Raw genomic sequence first — 16,394 nt, forward strand, 5'->3', positions numbered from 1 at the left:
ACCCGCCGGGTGAGGTTCCGGCAATTTCTGGGTAAGTATCCGGACACGTCCGTAACCCGGAGCCGGTCGTTCCCCTCTATGGGGACATGAGCCTCACCGGGACGCCGTTCCTCTACACCACCATCGTCCTGTCCGTGGTCGCCCTCATAGTCCCGCTCGTCCTGTGGTCCAGGGTGCGCGGGCCCAAGGCCGTGCGTGCCGCGGCCCGGGTTCTGATGCTGCTGTTCGCCCAGGCCACCGCGGTGACGCTGATCTTCGTGATGGTCAACAACCAGAACAACCTGTACGACAACTGGGCCGACCTGCTCGGTACCGGCAACCACGTCCAGCGGGCCGCGAACCTCGGCCAGGACGGCACCGGTGGCATGGCGCTGCGACGGCTGCCCAAGGTGACGCAGCAGTTCGCGGCGGCCGACGGACCGGCCATGCACGCGGCCGGCGGCGTGCGGGTCACCCAGCTCAAGGGCCGGGTCTCGGGCGTCGACGCCGAGGTCTACGTCTGGCTGCCGCCCCAGTACGGCGAACCGGCCTACCGCCACCACCGGTTCCCGGTGGTGGAACTGCTGCCCGGCTACCCCGGCTCGGCCAAGGCCTGGTTCGGCTCCCTGAAGGTGCACGAGCAACTGGAGCCGCTGATGCGCAGCGGCCGGGTCGCGCCCTTCATCCTGGTGGCGCCGCGCACCAACCTGCTGGCCGGCACGGACACCGGCTGCGCGAACGTCCCGGGCACCGTCAACGCCGACAGCTGGCTGAGCATCGACGTGCCGAGGATGGTGAGCGACAACTTCCGCGCCGCGGCCGGGCCCGCGAACTGGGCGGTCGCCGGGTACTCGGCGGGCGCGCACTGCGCGGTCAAGCTGGCCGTCGCCCACCCGGACCGCTACCGGGCCGCGATCAGCCTGTCGGGCTACAACGACCCGATCGGCGAACGCAATTCGCTCACCGCGCAGAGCGTGACCCTGCGCGAGCGGAACAACCCCTACCTGCTGCTGCGCAAGGCGCCCGTCCCGCCCCGGATCGCCCTCTACCTCTCCGGCGAGTCCGGCGACGGCTACCAGGCCGCGGTGGCGCTCGAACAGATCGCCAAGGCACCGACCACCGTGCACGTGGTGTTCCTGCCGCACAGCGCGGGCGGTCACAACATGGCGCTGTGGCGGCCTCAGGTGCCGTCCGTCTTCGAGTGGCTGACGGTCAACATGGGCCAGAGCCACCTGAGGTCCGGCACTACTCCTCGCGAACCGTCGTCCGCCGGTTCCACGCGCGCGGCGCTCGCCAGTGGAACCGCATCGCGAGCAGGCGCAGCACGAAAGCGGTGACGACCGCGAGCCCGCTGGTGAGCGGGGTCAGCTCGTCGTAGCGGATGCACACGGCCACCAGGGTCGCCCCGACGATCGCCGGGACCGCGTACAGGTCGCGGTCCCAGCGCAGCAGCGAGGGGACCTCGTTGGCGAGCACGTCCCTGAGCACACCGCCGCCGACCGCGGTGGCGAGCCCGAGGGCCACCGAGGAGGTGAGGTTGAGGCCGTAGGAGTAGGCCTTCGTGGTGCCGGTCACGCAGAACAGACCGAGGCCGGCGGCGTCGAAGACCAGCACCGCGGACTGGATGCGTTCGACGTGCGGGTGCAGGAAGAACACCACGAGCGCCGTGAGCAGCGGGGTGACGAAGTAGCCGAGGTCCGTGAAGGCGGCCGGGGGCACCGCGCCGATGATCACGTCCCGGAAGATCCCTCCGCCCAGCGCGGTGACCTCGGCGAGGACGGCGATGCCGAAGACGTCGAAGTTCTTGCGGACGGCCAGCAGCGCGCCGGAGATCGCGAAGACGAAGATGCCGATGACATCGAGCGTGTGCTGGACGGAGGGAGAGAAGAGTTGCTGGAGCTGCACCCTGACATTGTGACCTGTCAGGGTGCGTGAACCTTACAAAGCCAGGCTCACAGGGCGGGTTTCCCTGGAGTGAACAGCCAGGTCTGGAAGAGGTCGTCCAGTTGCTGCCCGGAGACCTTCTCCGCGAGCCTGATGAAGTCGGCGGTGTCGGCGTTGCCGTAGCGGTGCAGCTTCGTCCAGGCGGGCAGCAGCTTGAAGAACGCGGTGTCCCCGATGCGTTCGCGCAGCATCTGGAGGGTCATGGCACCGCGCTGGTAGACGGCCGAGGCGAACATCGTGTCGCGCTGCGGGTCGGCGACCACGGTCTGCCAGAAGGCGTTGTCGGCGGGGCGGGAGTTGTAGCCGGCCAGGAAGGAGTCGTGGGCCGAACGGGTGCCCTGGTGCTCCGCCCACAGCCACTGGGCGTAGGTGGCGAAGCCCTCGTTGAGCCAGATGTCCTTCCACTGCGCCACGCTCACCGAGTCGCCGAACCACTGGTGGGCCAGCTCGTGCACGATCGTGGACTCGTTGCGCACCGCCGAGTAGGCCGGCTTGCTCTGCACCTCCAGCGAGAACCCCGCCTCCGGCATGTCGTCGACGATGGCGCCGGTCTCCTCGAAGGGGTACGGCCCGAAGAGCGTGGACCAGTAGTCGGTGGCGGCCGCGGTCACGGCGTACACGTCGACGCTGTTGCTGTTCGCGAGGACCGGGTCGATGGCGACGTAGATCGGGATGCCGGAGGGCGTCCTCCCGGTCCGCACGTCGAACTTCCCGATGGTGGCGGTGGCGAGGTAGGTCGCCATGGGCCTGCTCTCGCGCCAGTGCGTGTACGTCGAGGCACCCTTGTCGTAGGTCGAGACCAGCCGTCCGTTGGACACGCCGGTCAGCCCCTTCGGGGCCTTGATCCGGATGTCGTAGGTGGCCTTGTCGGAGGGGTGGTCGCTGGACGGGAACCAGGTGGAGGCGGCGTTGGGCTCGCAGGCGACGAAGACGCCGTCGGGGGTCTTCATCCAGCCGTAGTCGGAGCCGAAGACGATGGGGCCGGTGAGGGCCTCGGGTATGCCGCCGTAGGTGACCGAGACGGTGAACTCGCGCCCCTTGGGCAGCGTGCTTCTCGGCGTGATGGTGATCTCGTCGCCGCTGCGCGTGAAACGGGCGTTCCTGCCGTTCACCTCGACCCGTGCGACCTCCAGCTTCTGAAGGTCGAGATCGAAGGAGGAGAGGTTCTGGGTGGCCCGTGCGGTGAGGGTCGTGACACCGTCGAGGCGGTCGGTGTCCGGGTTGTACGCCACGTCGAGGTCGTAGTGGCGGGCGTCGAAACCGCCGTTGCCCAGCTCCGGGAAGTAGGGGTCGCCGATGCCGGGGGCGCCCTGGACGGGGGCGGGTGCGGCCGCGATGACGAAGGAGGCGGCTGCCGCGGTGGCGACAGCCGCCAGACGTGCCGAACGGGAGAGTTTCATGAGTCGTCCCTTTCGCGCGTGCGCCGATACGTCGGACGCGGACGACTCTGAACTCTCCCGTTCAGGCATGTACATGACTTTGCCAACTTGTCATGTGTTACTTGTCCGTTGACTCCTGGCCCGCGTCCTCGGACGACGCGGCGGGCTCGGTGGACCCGGTGGACCCGGAGTCCTCCGCCGCCTCGGTGATCCGCGCGGCCTCGGCCGGCGTCACGGGCTCGGCCGGCTCCGCGGACTCCGCGGTCTCGGCCACCTCCGCCGCCACCGCAGCCGACGTCTCCGCCGACTCCGCCAGCACCTCGTCGGAGACCAGCTCGGCCGCCTCCTTGGCGGCGGTCAGCAGCACCGTGTCCTGCGGGGCCTGGTCCTCGAAGGCCTCCGGGTGGTGGCAGGCGACCTGCTGACCGGGCTTCAGCTCGACGAGCACCGGCTCGGTCGTCCGGCAGATCTCCGTCGCCTTCCAGCACCGGGTGTGGAAGCGGCAGCCGCTCGGCGGCGAGATCGGCGAGGGCACGTCACCCTTGAGCAGGATCCGGTCGCTCTTGGCGTTCTTGCGCCGCGGGTCCGGGATCGGCACCGCCGACATGAGCGCCTTGGTGTACGGGTGCATCGGCGCCTTGTACAGCGACTCGCGGTCGGCCAGCTCCACGATCTTGCCGAGGTACATCACCGCGATGCGGTCCGAGACGTGCCGGACCACCGAGAGGTCGTGCGCGATGATCACGTACGTCAGGCCGAGCTCCTGCTGGAGGTCGTCCAGCAGGTTGACGACCTGGGCCTGGATCGACACGTCCAGCGCGGACACCGGCTCGTCCGCCACGACCAGCTTCGGCTTCAGGGCGAGCGCGCGGGCGATGCCGATGCGCTGGCGCTGACCGCCGGAGAACTCGTGCGGGTAGCGGTTGAAGTGCTCGGGGTTGAGGCCCACGACCGACAACAGCCGCTGGACCTCCGCCTTGACACCGCCGGGAGGCGTGACGCCCTGGAGCTTGAACGGGGCGCTGATGATCGTGCCGATGGTGTGGCGCGGGTTCAGCGACGAGTACGGGTCCTGGAAGATCATCTGCACGTCGCGGCGCAGCGGACGCATCCCGCCGACCCCGAGGTGGGTGATGTCCTTGCCCTCGAACTCGACCTTGCCGCCGGTCGGCTCCAGCAGCCGGGTGATCAGCCGGCCCATCGTCGACTTGCCGCAGCCCGACTCGCCCACGACGCCCAGCGTCTCGCCGGCCTTGACCTCGAAGTCGAGGCCGTCGACCGCGTGCACGGCTCCGACCTGCCGCTGGAGCAGGCCCTTCTTGATCGGGAAGTGCTTCTGGAGCCCGGTCACCTTCAGCAGGGTCTCGCCGTGGGCGGCGTCCTTGGTGAGGGTGGCACCTTCGCTCTGCGCAGGGATGGTCACCGCTTTGTCCTCGCTCACAGCTTCGGCGCAATCTCTTCGGTCCAGATACGCTCCCGCTGCTCCTGCGTCATGTGGCAGGCGGCCCAGTGCTGGCTGCCGACCTCGGTCAGCTCGGGGCGGACCGTGCGGGTGACGTTGTCCTTCGGGACGTCGGCGTACGGGCAGCGCGGGTTGAAGGCGCAGCCGGACGGGACGTTGATCAGGGAGGGCGGGGAGCCCTTGACCGGGATCAGGCGGTCCTGCTGCTCACGGTCGAGCCGCGGCATCGAGCCGAGCAGACCCCAGGTGTAGGGGTGGCGGGGCTCGTAGAACACCTTGTCGGCCGGACCCCGCTCGATGCAGCGTCCGCCGTACATCACCAGGATGTCGTCGGCGAGTTCGGCGACGACGCCCAGGTCGTGGGTGATGATGATGACCGCGGAGCCGAACTCCGTCTGCAGATCCCGGATCAGGTCGAGGATCTGCGCCTGGACGGTCACGTCCAGGGCCGTCGTCGGCTCGTCCGCTATCAGCAGCTCGGGGTTGTTCACCAGCGACATCGCGATCATCGCGCGCTGACGCATACCGCCCGAGAACTCGTGCGGGTAGTTGTCGACGCGCTTGTCGGGCTGCGGGATCCCCACCCGGTCGAGCATCTCGACCGCGCGGCGCTTGGCGGTCTTCTTGTCGACGTCGTGGTGGATCCGGTACGCCTCCACGATCTGCTGGCCGATCGTGTAGTACGGGTGCAGCGCGGACAGCGGGTCCTGGAAGATCATCGCCATGTCCCGGCCGCGCAGCTTGCGCACGTGGTCGGGGTCGGCGGACAGCAACTCGGTGCCGTCCAGCCAGATCTCGCCGGAGATCTGCGCCTTGCGCTTGCCGTACTGGCCGGCGGTGTGCAGGCCCATGATGCCGAGCGAGGTCACCGACTTGCCGGAGCCGGACTCTCCCACGATGCCGAGGGTCTTGCCCTTCTCCAGCGAGAAGCTGAGTCCGTCGACGGACTTGACCAGGCCGTCGTCGGTCGGGAAGTGCACCTTCAGGTCGCGCACTTCCAGGAAGGACGTCGGGGCGGGTGAAGCGGAGGTGGGCTCGCCCAGGGCGGCCCCGCTCTTGCTCAGGTCGGTCATGTGAGCCTCACTCGGGGGTCGATCACGGCGTACAGGATGTCCACCACGAGGTTGGCGATCAGCACCGCGAGAGAAGTGATCAGGGTCACGCCCAGGATGATGGGCAGGTCCTGGTTGCGGATGGCGTCGAGCACCGCGCGGCCGAGGCCGGGCAGGTTGAACGTCGACTCCGTCAGGATGGCGCCTCCGATGAGGGCGCCGAGGTCCATGCCGAGCATGGTCAGGATCGGGGTCATCGTGGAGCGCATGGCGTGCTTGCCGATGACCGTCTGCTCCTTGAGGCCCTTCGCGCGCGCCGTGCGGATGTAGTCCTCGCCCAGGATCTCCAGCATGGTGGCGCGGGTGATCCGGGCGTACATCGCCGCGTAGAGGAACGCGAGGGTGATCCAGGGCAGGATCATGCCGCCGAACCAGCCGCCGATGCTCTGGTCGAGGGGCACGTACTGCGCGTCGATCCATTTCAGCCCGAAGGCGAAGATCGCCAGGCTGAGCAGACCGGTGAAGTAGATGGGCAGGGAGACACCCGCCAGGGCGACGACCATCGCGCCGCGGTCCCAGATGGTGCCCCGCTTGAGAGCGGAGAGCACACCGGCCGCGACACCGAAGATCAGCCACAGCACGGCGGCACCGAGCGCCAGACCCAGGGTCACCGGGAAGCGGTCGGTGAGCACCGGCCAGACGGCCTGCTCGCTGCGGAAGGAGTAACCGAAGCAGGGCGCGGCGCAGTGCGTGACGTCGCCGCCGCCCGAATAGGTGCGGCCGGCGAAAATCCCCTTGAAGAACTCCCAGACCTGGGAGTAGATCGGGTCGCTGAGACCCAGCTTCTGCCGCACGGCCTCGACCGCAGCCGGGTCGGCCTGCTTCCCCACGAAGCTCGCGGCGATGTCGACGCCTGCCCACTTGGGGACGAGGAAGAAGATGCCGAAGACCACCATGACGATGACCACGAGCATCACAGCGGCGGCGAACAGCCGCCTGATCAGGTAAGCGAGCACAGCTTACGGCCCGCCGCCGGGCCGCGGGCCACCGGAGGTCTTCCGATGGCCCGCGACCACGCGACGCCGGCCTTCACCTGCCTTTCGTGCCGTACGGCGGGTGTGCCGGGATTACTTCGCGGACTTCAGACCGAGGTTCACGAAGTCGTACATGCCGCTGTAGTTGTCCGACGTGTACACGTTCGCGAGGTTGTCGCTACGCCAGTTGATGAACTTCTCGAAGGTGAAGGGCAGGTAGTACGCGCCCTCCATGACCTTGTGGTTGATCTCGGTCGAGATCTTGGTCTTGCCCGCGTCGTCCAGCGTGGTGACGTACTGGGAGAACAGACCGTCGATCGTCTTGTCCTTGATCAGGGCGTAGTTGTTGTTACCGCTCTGCAGGATGTACTTGCTGTCCCACAGCGGCAGACCGAAGCCCTGGACGGTCGGGAAGTCCGGACCCCAGCCCATGATGATGATGCCGTAGTTCTTCTTCTTGACGTTCGACGGGCTGCCGATGATGCCGGCCGTCTGCGAACCGTCGTACTGGTCGATCTGGGCGTTGATGCCGATCTTCTTCAGCGACGCCTGGAGCGACTGGGCCGTGGCCACCTCGACCGGCTTGTTGTTGCGGACCGCGATGGTGGTGGAGAAGCCGTTCGGCTTGCCGCAGGCCTTCAGGGCTTCCTTGGCCTTCGCGGCGTTGCCGCCCTTGTTGGCACCGGCGATGCTGTACGGGTCGTACTTCTGGCCCTCGGAGCCCGGGACGGACGGCGGGAGCATGTTGGTGCCGATGTCACCACCGGCGATCGGGCCACCGCGCGCGGTCTGCAGCGAGACGTGGTCCGCACCGAGGATGACGGCCTTGCGGCACTCGATGTTGTCGAACGGCTTCACGCTCTGCGGGAAGACCGCGTAACGGATGTAGCCGGAGACCGGGTTGTCCAGGTTGCCCTTGTGCTCCTTCAGGGCGGTGGTGCGGCCCTGCGGGGACATGCCCGTCTGGTTGATGTCCAGGTCCAGGTCACCGTTGAGCAGGCGCTGGTCCAGCTGGTTGGCGTCCGAGAAGAACTGGACGGTGATCTTGTCGGGGTAGGCCTTGCGGACCGGGTCCGAAGCCTGCTTCCACTCGGTGTTGCGCACCAGCGTCAGGCTCTTGCCGGGGCTGTACGACTCGAACTTGTACGGGCCGGAGGAGAACGGCTTCAGGCCGTACTTGGACTTGGTGTCCATGTCCTGGCGGACCGGCGAGGCGGAGACCAGGCCGAGGACCTCCTGGAAGTCCGAGTTGGCCTCGGGGAGGTGGAAGACGATCGTCTTGTCGTCCGGCGTGGTGATGGACTTCAGGCCCAGGTGGTCCTTGGAGGTGTCCTTGTAGGGACCCTTGTACTCGCCCTTGGGGTCGAGGAAGTCCTTCAGGTACGTCGGGCCGCCGGACAGCACGTCCTGCGCCCAGACGCGCTCGATGCCGTACTTGACGTCCTTGGACGTGATCGGCTTGCCGTCCTCCCACGTGACGCCGTCACGCAGGGTGTACGTGTAGGTCTTGCCGCCGTCCGAGACCTTCGCGAGACCGGTGGCGAGGTCCGGGGTCAGTTCGGCGCCGGCCTTGCCCGGCTCCGTCTTGCCCGTGACCAGCTGGCGGCTGTAGTAGCGCGCGAAGTTCCACATGAAGCCGTAGTAGCCGCGCGTGGTGTCCCACGAGTCGGCGTCCTGGGCTCCACCGAAGCGCAGCGTGCCACCCTTCTTGGCCAGCGAGGCCTGGGCGACCTTGTTGTTGGCCGCGTCGAAGCCGGCGGCGCCGTTCTTCGAACCGCCGCCGTTGTCGTCGCTGCTGCCGCCGCACGCCGCCGTGGTCAGCAGTGCGGCGACCGCAGCAGCGGCGGCAAAGGCCTGCTTACGCCGCCCTGAGGTGCGTTGGGTTGTCACGATCTCGGATCCTCCGGATTAGATGAGAGACCCCGTGTTGGTGCCACGGGACGCTTGGGGTACGGCAGTTCAGCGGGAGGCCTTCGGGTCCAGCGCGTCACGCACGCCGTCGCCGAAGAGGTTGAAGGCGAGCACGGTGATGAAGATCGCCACACCCGGAACCACCATGTACATGGGGTCGGACTCGTAGTAGTCGATCGCGCTCGACAGCATCTGTCCCCAGGACGAGGTGGGCGGCTTGACGCCGACGCCCAGGAAGCTGAGGGCCGCCTCGGTGAGGATGTTGGTGGGGATCATCATCGTCGTGTAGACGATGATCGGCGCGACCAGGTTCGGCAGCAGTTCCTTGAACAGGATGTAGAACCGGCCGGCGCCCAGGGAGCGGGCGGCCTCGACGTACTCGCGCTCACGCATCGAGAGCGTCTGGCCGCGCACCACGCGTCCGATGTAGGGCCAGCCGAAGAATCCGATGACCAGGATCATCACGAACACGCGCACGTTGGAACCGGACAGGCCGAGCATGTTGTTCGGCATGACGGAGACCAGGGCGATCGTGAAGAGCAGCTGCGGGAAGGCCAGCAGGCCGTCCATCACGCGGCTGATGAACGAGTCCACCCAGCCGCCGAAGAAGCCCGCCAGGATGCCGAGGACGGTGCCCAGCACCACCGCGACGAGGGCGGAGAGGAAGCCGACCAGGAGGGACACCCGGGCGCCGTAGAGGATCCGGGCGAGGATGTCGCGGCCGTTGACCGGCTCGACGCCCAGCAGGTGGTCGCCGCTGATGCCGCCGAGGGACCCCTTGGGGGTGCCGAACAGCGGGTCGATCAGCGTCTCGTTGTAGGCGTCCGGATCCTGGCCGAGCAAGTGGGTGATCACTGGCGCGAGGAGGGCGACCACGATGAGGACGAGCACGACTACGCCGCCCGTGAGGGCGAGCTTGTCCCGCTTCAGGCGCTCCCAGGCGATCCGGCCCAGGGAACGCCCCTGAACGGCCTTTTCGCCGGCGGTCGCCGCCGCCGCTTCCTCGGCCGCGCTCGGGGCCGCTTCCGCGGTCGGCTCGTGCAATGGTGCCGTCATCTGGCAGGGACCCCTCTCAACCGGCTGTAGCCGGCTTGCACTTGCCGCTGGTAGCGGCATGATCACTCTCTCCTGGGCAGGGGTGAACACCCCTTGGAGCGCGAGTCTTCAACGCCGCGGCGACCAGTTACCAGAGTTGACGGTGAATGGATGCGCAACCGTGATACGAGCAAACGGTTTCGTTATCCGAACGACGGGTAACACCTGTCGGACAGGGGCAAGCCTGGCAAGACGCCACATCAGCGCCGCAAAGCCTCCGGTCTACACGCGGAGACCCGCCCGCCCGCACGCCCGGATCCCGGCCACACCCGAGGCTCCCGTGATCTGGATCACAGCGCGGTGAAGGGAATTCACCAACGGAATTGAGGATTCCCCGTCCCGGAATACCGGGACCCGCGGGATTCCTTTTGCGACGCGTTCACGGCGGCTCCGGCGCCGTCGCCGCCGGGCGTCCGCCTCCGCGCCCGCGACGGCCGCGTACGAGGTCAGCCGGTCGGTGCCGGTCCTCGGGCGCTCAGGCGCTCCGTCAGGGGCACCACGCCCGGTTCCTCGCGCCGGAGGCCCGGCGGCGGTCACGTGGCACTGCGGGAATTCCCGTGCCGGTGATCCCGAATCCGCCCGCACGACAAAAGACCGCGCCCGTCCTTTCGAGGACGGGCGCGGTGCGGTCGTTCGCTCAGTAGCCGGCGGGCGCCGGCGGATAGCCGTAGCCCGCGGCCGGTGCCGGTGCCGCGTGGGCCTCGCGGTCGTAGAACGGGCGGGCGGCCGCCCGCATCCACAGCACCACCGGGTCGAACTCGTCGGTCATGGCGACCGTCGACACCGGCAGCCCGTCCGGCACCGCCCCGATGGACTGCTGCATCATCGCCCGCACCGAGTCCACGGCCGGCGGCGACGTGTCGTACACGTCGAGCCCGATGGCGAGGTACGGATCGCCGAGCGCCGGCTGCACCCAGGCCCGCCGCAGCGAGCGGACGGCGGGCGTGCGGTGGGCGTTCTGCGCGAGCAGCGCGTAGAACTGCGGGACCTCGATGGACGGTTCGGCCAGGCGCAGCGGGCCCGCGGGCTGGCGCTCCAGACCGGTCGCGATGCGCCGCAGGTCCGGCCACGGGATGCCGACCCCGCCGCCCGGGGCGTGCGGGTTGAGCCACAGGCCGAAGTGGTCGGGATAGAGCGTGCGGGCCACGTCGAGGCCGTCGACGACCTCGTAGGAGCGGTTCCAGCCGCTCGCCGACAGTTCCTGGGCGGAGGTCACGCAGGGCGCGTAGCCGTGGCCGTCGACCTCCATGTTCCCGTACTGGGCGTCAGGGGAGCCGCCCTGGCCGTGCCAGAGGAGCATCCAGACCTGACCGGAGGACGGCGTGGCGAGGGCGCGGAGGAGTGCCTCGTAGGCGTCGTACCGCCCGGGGGCTACCTGGCGCAGCATGTGCTCGACCTGCCCGGCCGCCGCGGTGCCGCTGGCGCTCACGTGTTACCGCCCCTTCATTTGTCGCCCCGCCTTCGGGGACAGCTTAAGCGCCGAGGGAGTGCGGGCCGATGGTTCGTCGGCGGCCGCGGACCTCGTCGTGGCCCGGCGCGCGGTTCCCCGCGCCCTGGGTCCGTGGCCCGCGGTTCGCCTCCCGTGGCCGTACTCGTCTCTAGTGGCCGAACTGGTAGAAGGGCCGGACCTTCTCCCGCATCCAGTGGCCCACCGGATCGTCCGCGACGTCGAGCAGGACCAGGTTGACCGGCCACGTGACCGGGACCCGGCCCAGCGCCCGGCCCAGCGCCTCCAGGGGCAGCGCCCTGATGTCGCCCTCCCACTGGGAGAGTTCGACGCCCACGAACATCACCGGGTCCGCCGTCTCGACCACGGCGAGGCAGCGGCGGGCCGTGGCGACCACGCCGGTGGCCGCGAACTCCGCGGAGGCCGCCGCCAGGAAGTCCATGGGGTCGTCCTGCCAGTCCGGTTCGAAGAGCCGGACCCGGCCGCCCGAGGCGATGCCGTCCAGTTCGCTGAGGCCGGCCCGGCACAGCTCGGCGACCGCCTCGGGCGGCAGCGGGACGCCCACCATGCCACCGGGGTTCACGGCGATGCCGACCTGCGGGGGCAGCCCGCGGGCGAACTCGACGGCCGGGGCGACCGTGTACGACAGGTGGGAGCCGGCCACCTGGCGGAACTGCTCCTCGGAGCTGAAGACCGGCACGTACACCCGGCCCTCGATCTCCGTGGTGGGCAGGTCGAGGGAACCGCTGTGCGGGCCGCCGCCCTCCGGCAGCGGGATCCACAGGAAACTGCGGCCGAGTACCTCGATGAGCCGGCCGGCGGCCGCGGGAACGCCGAGGGAGGCCGACAGGACCTCCTCCAGTTCGTTGCCGGGCCAACCGCCGTGCGGGTGGGGGTGCGCCTGTGCCGGGAAGTCCGCGGGAAGGTCCGCCGGGAAGTCCATCTGCCTACCGCCTGCTGGAAACCGCTGCTGCTGAGTCCGAAAAGGCTATCGGGTGGCTGTGACAATGCCCCACCCTCCGAGCCGCCCACCCATGCGGAGGGCCTCACTCCGCGGGCTTCTCCGGCTCGCGGAAGGCGATCCGGCACAGGACGTCGGCCGCGTCCCGGTCGAGCAGCACCGCCGAGCCGACGCCCCGGGGCAGCCCGCCCCTCTCCACCGCGCGCACCAGCCGGGACGCGGCGTGGCGGTGGCGCAGGAAGGCGTACCGGGAGACGCCGCGGCCCCGCGCGCGCTGGCCGTCCAGCGCCGCGCCCGGCGGGACGTCCAGGAGCAGCAGGTGCAGGGTGGCGCCGCGGCGGCGGGCCGCGCGGGCCAGCCATTCGCGCACCCAGGCCTGGGTGCCGCAGTCGTGCACCACCACGCCCTCGCCGCCGCGCAGCGCGCGGCGCAGTCCGGCGTAGTGGGCGAGGCGGACGAGCGGGCGGTAGAGGGCGTAGGGCAGGAAGCGGGCCAGGCGGGCGTCCCAGCGGTCGCGGGTGTCCTGGGAGTCGATCCGGATGCCCTGGACGGCGCGGTGCATCAGGGTGGACTTGCCGCTGCCCGGCAGGCCGGTGACCACGACCAGGTCACGGGGGCCGAAGAGGAGGCCGTGCGGGCTGCGGCCGGTCCGGTCGCGCAGGTCGCGGACGACCCGCGCCGGGCCCTCCTCGTGCCGCTCGCGGGCCGGGGCGGCCGGCTGTCCCGGCAGGGCGATGCCCGTCGTCACGTACGCCGTGGTCCTTGTCACCGTGACCGTCCTCCCTGGGGGTTCAGGAAAGGTTCTCCCCGCTTAGTGTAAAGAGAAGGTAATGCACGGTGTCTCGCGGTTCCGTCCGCTTCCGGCCACAGGCCTGTCACAAAGCCCGGCCCGGCGTGCAATGATGTGCGCGCCAACTGCATACCGGCCGTTTGAATCCGCGCGGGAGAGTCCCTGGCAGTGTTCGCCGGGGCGCCGAAGGAGCAAGTCCCTCCCTTGAATCTCTCAGGCACCGTTACCGCGCGGGCGAGGCACATCTGAAAAGCGGACCGCCCACCGGCGGTCCCACCCAAGGTGCAAGCCGTGACCACGTCCGTGGTCGAGGCGAACCTCTCAGGTTCCGATGACAGATGGGGAGGACCGACCTCGCCTGTCATGCCCTGGGATCTTTGGGAGACGACCGACCGATGAGCAGTTCCGATTCCGCTGGACCGCGCCGTACCGCGCTCGATGCCCTGCATCGCTCGCTCGGCGCCACCATGACCGACTTCGCCGGCTGGGACATGCCCCTGCGCTACGGCTCCGAGCGCGACGAGCACGTCGCGGTGCGGACCAGGGCAGGCCTCTTCGACCTCTCCCACATGGGCGAGATCGCGGTGACCGGCCCGCAGGCCGCCGCCCTGCTGAACCACGCCCTGGTCGGCAACATCGCCTCCGTCGGCGTGGGCCGCGCCCGCTACACCATGATCTGCCGGGCCGACGGCGGCATCCTCGACGACCTGATCGTCTACCGGCTGGCCGAGACCGAGTACCTGGTCGTGGCCAACGCCTCGAACGCCCAGGTGGTCCTCGACGCGCTGACCGAGCGTGCCGCCGGCTTCGACGCCGAGGTGCGCGACGACCGGGACGCGTACGCGCTGATCGCCGTCCAGGGGCCGGAGTCGCCCGGGATCCTGAAGTCGCTCACGGACGCCGACCTGGACGGCCTCAAGTACTACGCCGGGCTGCCCGGCACCGTCGCCGGCGTCCCGGCGCTGATCGCCCGCACCGGCTACACCGGCGAGGACGGTTTCGAGCTGTTCGTGAAGCCGGAGCACGCGGTGGCGCTGTGGGAGGCGCTCACCGAGGCGGGCGCCGGCGTCGGCCTGGTGGCCTGCGGCCTGTCCTGCCGCGACACCCTGCGCCTGGAGGCGGGCATGCCGCTGTACGGGCACGAGCTGACCACCTCGCTGACCCCCTTCGACGCCGGTCTCGGCCGGGTCGTGAAGTTCGAGAAGGACGGCGACTTCGTGGGCCGCGAGGCGCTCCGGGAGGCCGCGGACCGGGCCGCCGCCGAGCCGCCGCGGGTGCTGGTCGGCCTGGTCGCCGAGGGCCGCCGCGTGCCGCGCGCCGGGTACCCGGTGGTCGCGGACGGCAAGGTGATCGGCGAGGTCACCTCCGGCGCCCCCTCCCCCACGCTCGGCAGGCCGATCGCCATGGCGTACGTCGACGCGGCGCACTCGGCGCCGGGCACCGGGGGTGTCGGCGTGGACATCCGGGGCAGCCACGAACCGTACGAGGTCGTGGCCCTGCCGTTCTACAAGCGCCAGAAGTAGACCCCGAGGCGGGACCCGCAGGGAGACACTGAGCCCGGCGGTGCGTGACCCTGCGCACATTTGCGCTGCTCACGTGTGTTTCGCGCACTTCTCTTTCACCAGCACCCCACCGCGTACAGGAGAATTCAGGCCATGAGCAACCCCCAGCAGCTGCGTTACAGCAAGGAGCACGAGTGGCTGTCGGCCGCCGCGGACGGCGTGGCGACGGTCGGCATCACGGAGCACGCGGCCAACGCGCTCGGTGACGTCGTCTTCGTCCAGCTCCCGGCCGTCGGCGACACCGTGACCGCGGGCGAGTCCTGCGGCGAGCTGGAGTCGACCAAGTCGGTCTCCGACCTCTACTCGCCGGTCACCGGTGAGATCACCGAGATCAACGAGGACGTCGTGGACGACCCGTCCCTGGTGAACTCGGCCCCCTTCGAGGGCGGCTGGCTGTTCAAGGTCCGGTTCGCGGACGAGCCGGCCGACCTGCTCTCCGCCGACGAGTACACCGCGTTCACCGCCGGCTGAGGCGCCGTACCCACAGGAGTCGTAGAAACAGATGTCCGTTCTGAACACGCCCCTGCACGAGCTGGACCCCGAGGTCGCGGCCGCGGTCGACGCGGAGCTGGTGCGCCAGCAGTCCACCCTGGAGATGATCGCCTCGGAGAACTTCGCTCCGGTCGCGGTCATGGAGGCCCAGGGCTCGGTCCTCACCAACAAGTACGCCGAGGGCTACCCGGGCCGCCGCTACTACGGCGGCTGCGAGCACGTCGACGTCACCGAGCAGATCGCCATCGACCGGGTGAAGGAGCTGTTCGGCGCCGAGTACGCCAACGTGCAGCCGCACTCCGGCGCCTCCGCCAACCAGGCGGCCCTGTTCGCGCTGGCCCAGCCCGGCGACACCATCCTGGGCCTGGACCTCGCCCACGGCGGCCACCTGACCCACGGCATGCGCCTGAACTTCTCCGGCAAGCAGTTCGACGTGGTCGCCTACCACGTGGACGACTCCGGTCTGGTGGACATGGCCGAGGTCGAGCGCCTCGCCAAGGAGCACCGGCCGAAGGTGATCATCGCCGGCTGGTCGGCGTACCCGCGCGAGCTGGACTTCGCCGAGTTCCGGCGGATCGCCGACGAGGTCGAGGCGTACCTGTGGGTCGACATGGCCCACTTCGCCGGCCTCGTGGCCGCCGGTCTGCACGCGAACCCGGTGCCCTACGCCGACGTGGTCACCTCCACCACCCACAAGACCCTCGGCGGTCCCCGCGGCGGCATCATCCTCGCCCGGCAGGCCTTCGCGAAGAAGCTGAACTCGTCCGTCTTCCCGGGCTTCCAGGGCGGCCCCCTGGAGCACGTGATCGCGGCGAAGGCGGTCTCCTTCAAGGTCGCCGCCTCGGCGGACTTCAAGGAGCGCCAGCGTCGTACGGTGGAGGGTGCGCGCATCCTCGCCGAGCGGCTGACCGCGCCCGACGCCCGCGAGGCCGGGGTGAACGTCCTGTCCGGCGGCACGGACGTGCACCTGATCCTCGTCGACCTGCGCGCGTCCGAACTGGACGGACAGCAGGCCGAGGACCGTCTCCACGAGGTCGGCATCACGGTCAACCGCAACGCCGTCCCGAACGACCCGCGCCCGCCGATGGTCACCTCGGGTCTGCGGATCGGCACCCCGGCGCTGGCCACCCGCGGCTTCACGGCCGAGGACTTCGCCGAGGTCGCGGACGTGATCGCCGAGGCGCTGAAGCCGTCCTACGACGCGGCGGCCCTCACGGCCCGGGTCGAGGCACTGACGGCCAAGCACCCGCTTTACCCCGGTCTGAACAAGTAGTTCTCTGGTGGGG

General features: G+C 69.6%; 14 protein-coding genes and 1 riboswitch. Of the genes, 4 read left to right on the forward strand and 10 right to left on the reverse strand.

The annotated features are described in order from the left end of the window. Positions 1 to 86 precede the first annotated feature (86 nt). On the forward strand, positions 87 to 1,316 hold the full coding sequence (locus tag ACIRQ9_RS20520) for an alpha/beta hydrolase (RefSeq protein WP_404174997.1): 1,230 nt from the start codon (positions 87 to 89) through the stop codon (positions 1,314 to 1,316). Here ACIRQ9_RS20520 and ACIRQ9_RS20525 read toward each other — a convergent pair. The 10 genes from ACIRQ9_RS20525 to ACIRQ9_RS20570 form a co-directional block, all read right to left on the reverse strand. Continuing rightward, on the reverse strand, positions 1,225 to 1,884 hold the full coding sequence (locus ACIRQ9_RS20525) for a trimeric intracellular cation channel family protein (RefSeq protein WP_404175000.1): 660 nt from the start codon (positions 1,882 to 1,884) through the stop codon (positions 1,225 to 1,227). The genes ACIRQ9_RS20520 and ACIRQ9_RS20525 overlap by 92 nt on opposite strands. Before the next feature lie 47 nt (positions 1,885 to 1,931). Continuing rightward, on the reverse strand, positions 1,932 to 3,323 hold the full coding sequence (locus ACIRQ9_RS20530) for a M1 family metallopeptidase (RefSeq protein ID WP_404175003.1): 1,392 nt from the start codon (positions 3,321 to 3,323) through the stop codon (positions 1,932 to 1,934). A 97-nt stretch (positions 3,324 to 3,420) separates the two neighbouring features. Further along, positions 3,421 to 4,725: an ABC transporter ATP-binding protein gene (locus tag ACIRQ9_RS20535; RefSeq protein ID WP_404175007.1), complete on the reverse strand. Its 1,305-nt coding sequence runs from the start codon at positions 4,723 to 4,725 to the stop codon at positions 3,421 to 3,423. A gap of 14 nt (positions 4,726 to 4,739) precedes the next feature. Further along, positions 4,740 to 5,837: an ABC transporter ATP-binding protein gene (locus ACIRQ9_RS20540; RefSeq protein ID WP_404175011.1), complete on the reverse strand. Its 1,098-nt coding sequence runs from the start codon at positions 5,835 to 5,837 to the stop codon at positions 4,740 to 4,742. Further along, positions 5,834 to 6,832, reverse strand: coding sequence for an ABC transporter permease (locus ACIRQ9_RS20545; protein WP_404175014.1), 999 nt, complete (start codon positions 6,830 to 6,832; stop codon positions 5,834 to 5,836). Before ACIRQ9_RS20545 ends, ACIRQ9_RS20540 begins: the two co-directional genes overlap by 4 nt. A 111-nt stretch (positions 6,833 to 6,943) precedes the next feature. Beyond that, positions 6,944 to 8,740 (reverse strand): ABC transporter substrate-binding protein, encoded by a 1,797-nt coding sequence (locus ACIRQ9_RS20550; protein WP_404175017.1) that lies wholly within the window; start codon positions 8,738 to 8,740, stop codon positions 6,944 to 6,946. Positions 8,741 to 8,809: 69 nt separating this feature from the next. Further along, the gene (locus ACIRQ9_RS20555) at positions 8,810 to 9,817 is read right to left on the reverse strand and encodes an ABC transporter permease (RefSeq protein ID WP_404175020.1); all 1,008 of its coding nucleotides are present in this window, start codon (positions 9,815 to 9,817) and stop codon (positions 8,810 to 8,812) included. A 676-nt stretch (positions 9,818 to 10,493) separates the two neighbouring features. Then, entirely contained in the window at positions 10,494 to 11,285 is a 792-nt protein-coding gene (locus ACIRQ9_RS20560) for an enhanced serine sensitivity protein SseB C-terminal domain-containing protein (RefSeq protein ID WP_404175023.1), read from the reverse strand. Positions 11,286 to 11,454: 169 nt separating this feature from the next. Continuing rightward, positions 11,455 to 12,246 (reverse strand): enhanced serine sensitivity protein SseB, encoded by a 792-nt coding sequence (locus ACIRQ9_RS20565; protein WP_404175026.1) that lies wholly within the window; start codon positions 12,244 to 12,246, stop codon positions 11,455 to 11,457. 103 nt (positions 12,247 to 12,349) lie between these two features. Continuing rightward, positions 12,350 to 13,033: an AAA family ATPase gene (locus ACIRQ9_RS20570; protein ID WP_404175029.1), complete on the reverse strand. Its 684-nt coding sequence runs from the start codon at positions 13,031 to 13,033 to the stop codon at positions 12,350 to 12,352. Positions 13,034 to 13,195: 162 nt separating this feature from the next. Continuing rightward, positions 13,196 to 13,293, forward strand: a riboswitch (glycine riboswitch). Positions 13,294 to 13,449: 156 nt separating this feature from the next. Here ACIRQ9_RS20570 and gcvT point away from each other — a divergent pair. The 3 genes from gcvT to glyA all read left to right on the forward strand — a co-directional run bounded on the left by gcvT (position 13,450) and on the right by glyA (position 16,381). Then, positions 13,450 to 14,577: a glycine cleavage system aminomethyltransferase GcvT gene (gene gcvT, locus ACIRQ9_RS20575; protein WP_404175032.1), complete on the forward strand. Its 1,128-nt coding sequence runs from the start codon at positions 13,450 to 13,452 to the stop codon at positions 14,575 to 14,577. Between the two features lie 132 nt (positions 14,578 to 14,709). Next, positions 14,710 to 15,087: a glycine cleavage system protein GcvH gene (gcvH, locus tag ACIRQ9_RS20580; protein ID WP_351323430.1), complete on the forward strand. Its 378-nt coding sequence runs from the start codon at positions 14,710 to 14,712 to the stop codon at positions 15,085 to 15,087. Positions 15,088 to 15,118: 31 nt separating this feature from the next. Beyond that, positions 15,119 to 16,381 carry a serine hydroxymethyltransferase gene (glyA, locus tag ACIRQ9_RS20585; RefSeq protein ID WP_404175037.1) on the forward strand — a complete coding sequence of 421 codons (1,263 nt, stop codon included), beginning with the start codon at positions 15,119 to 15,121 and terminating at the stop codon, positions 16,379 to 16,381. Positions 16,382 to 16,394 lie beyond the last annotated feature (13 nt).

The organism is Streptomyces sp. NPDC101237 (assembly GCF_044767465.1).
GTDB lineage: Bacteria > Actinomycetota > Actinomycetes > Streptomycetales > Streptomycetaceae > Streptomyces > Streptomyces gramineus.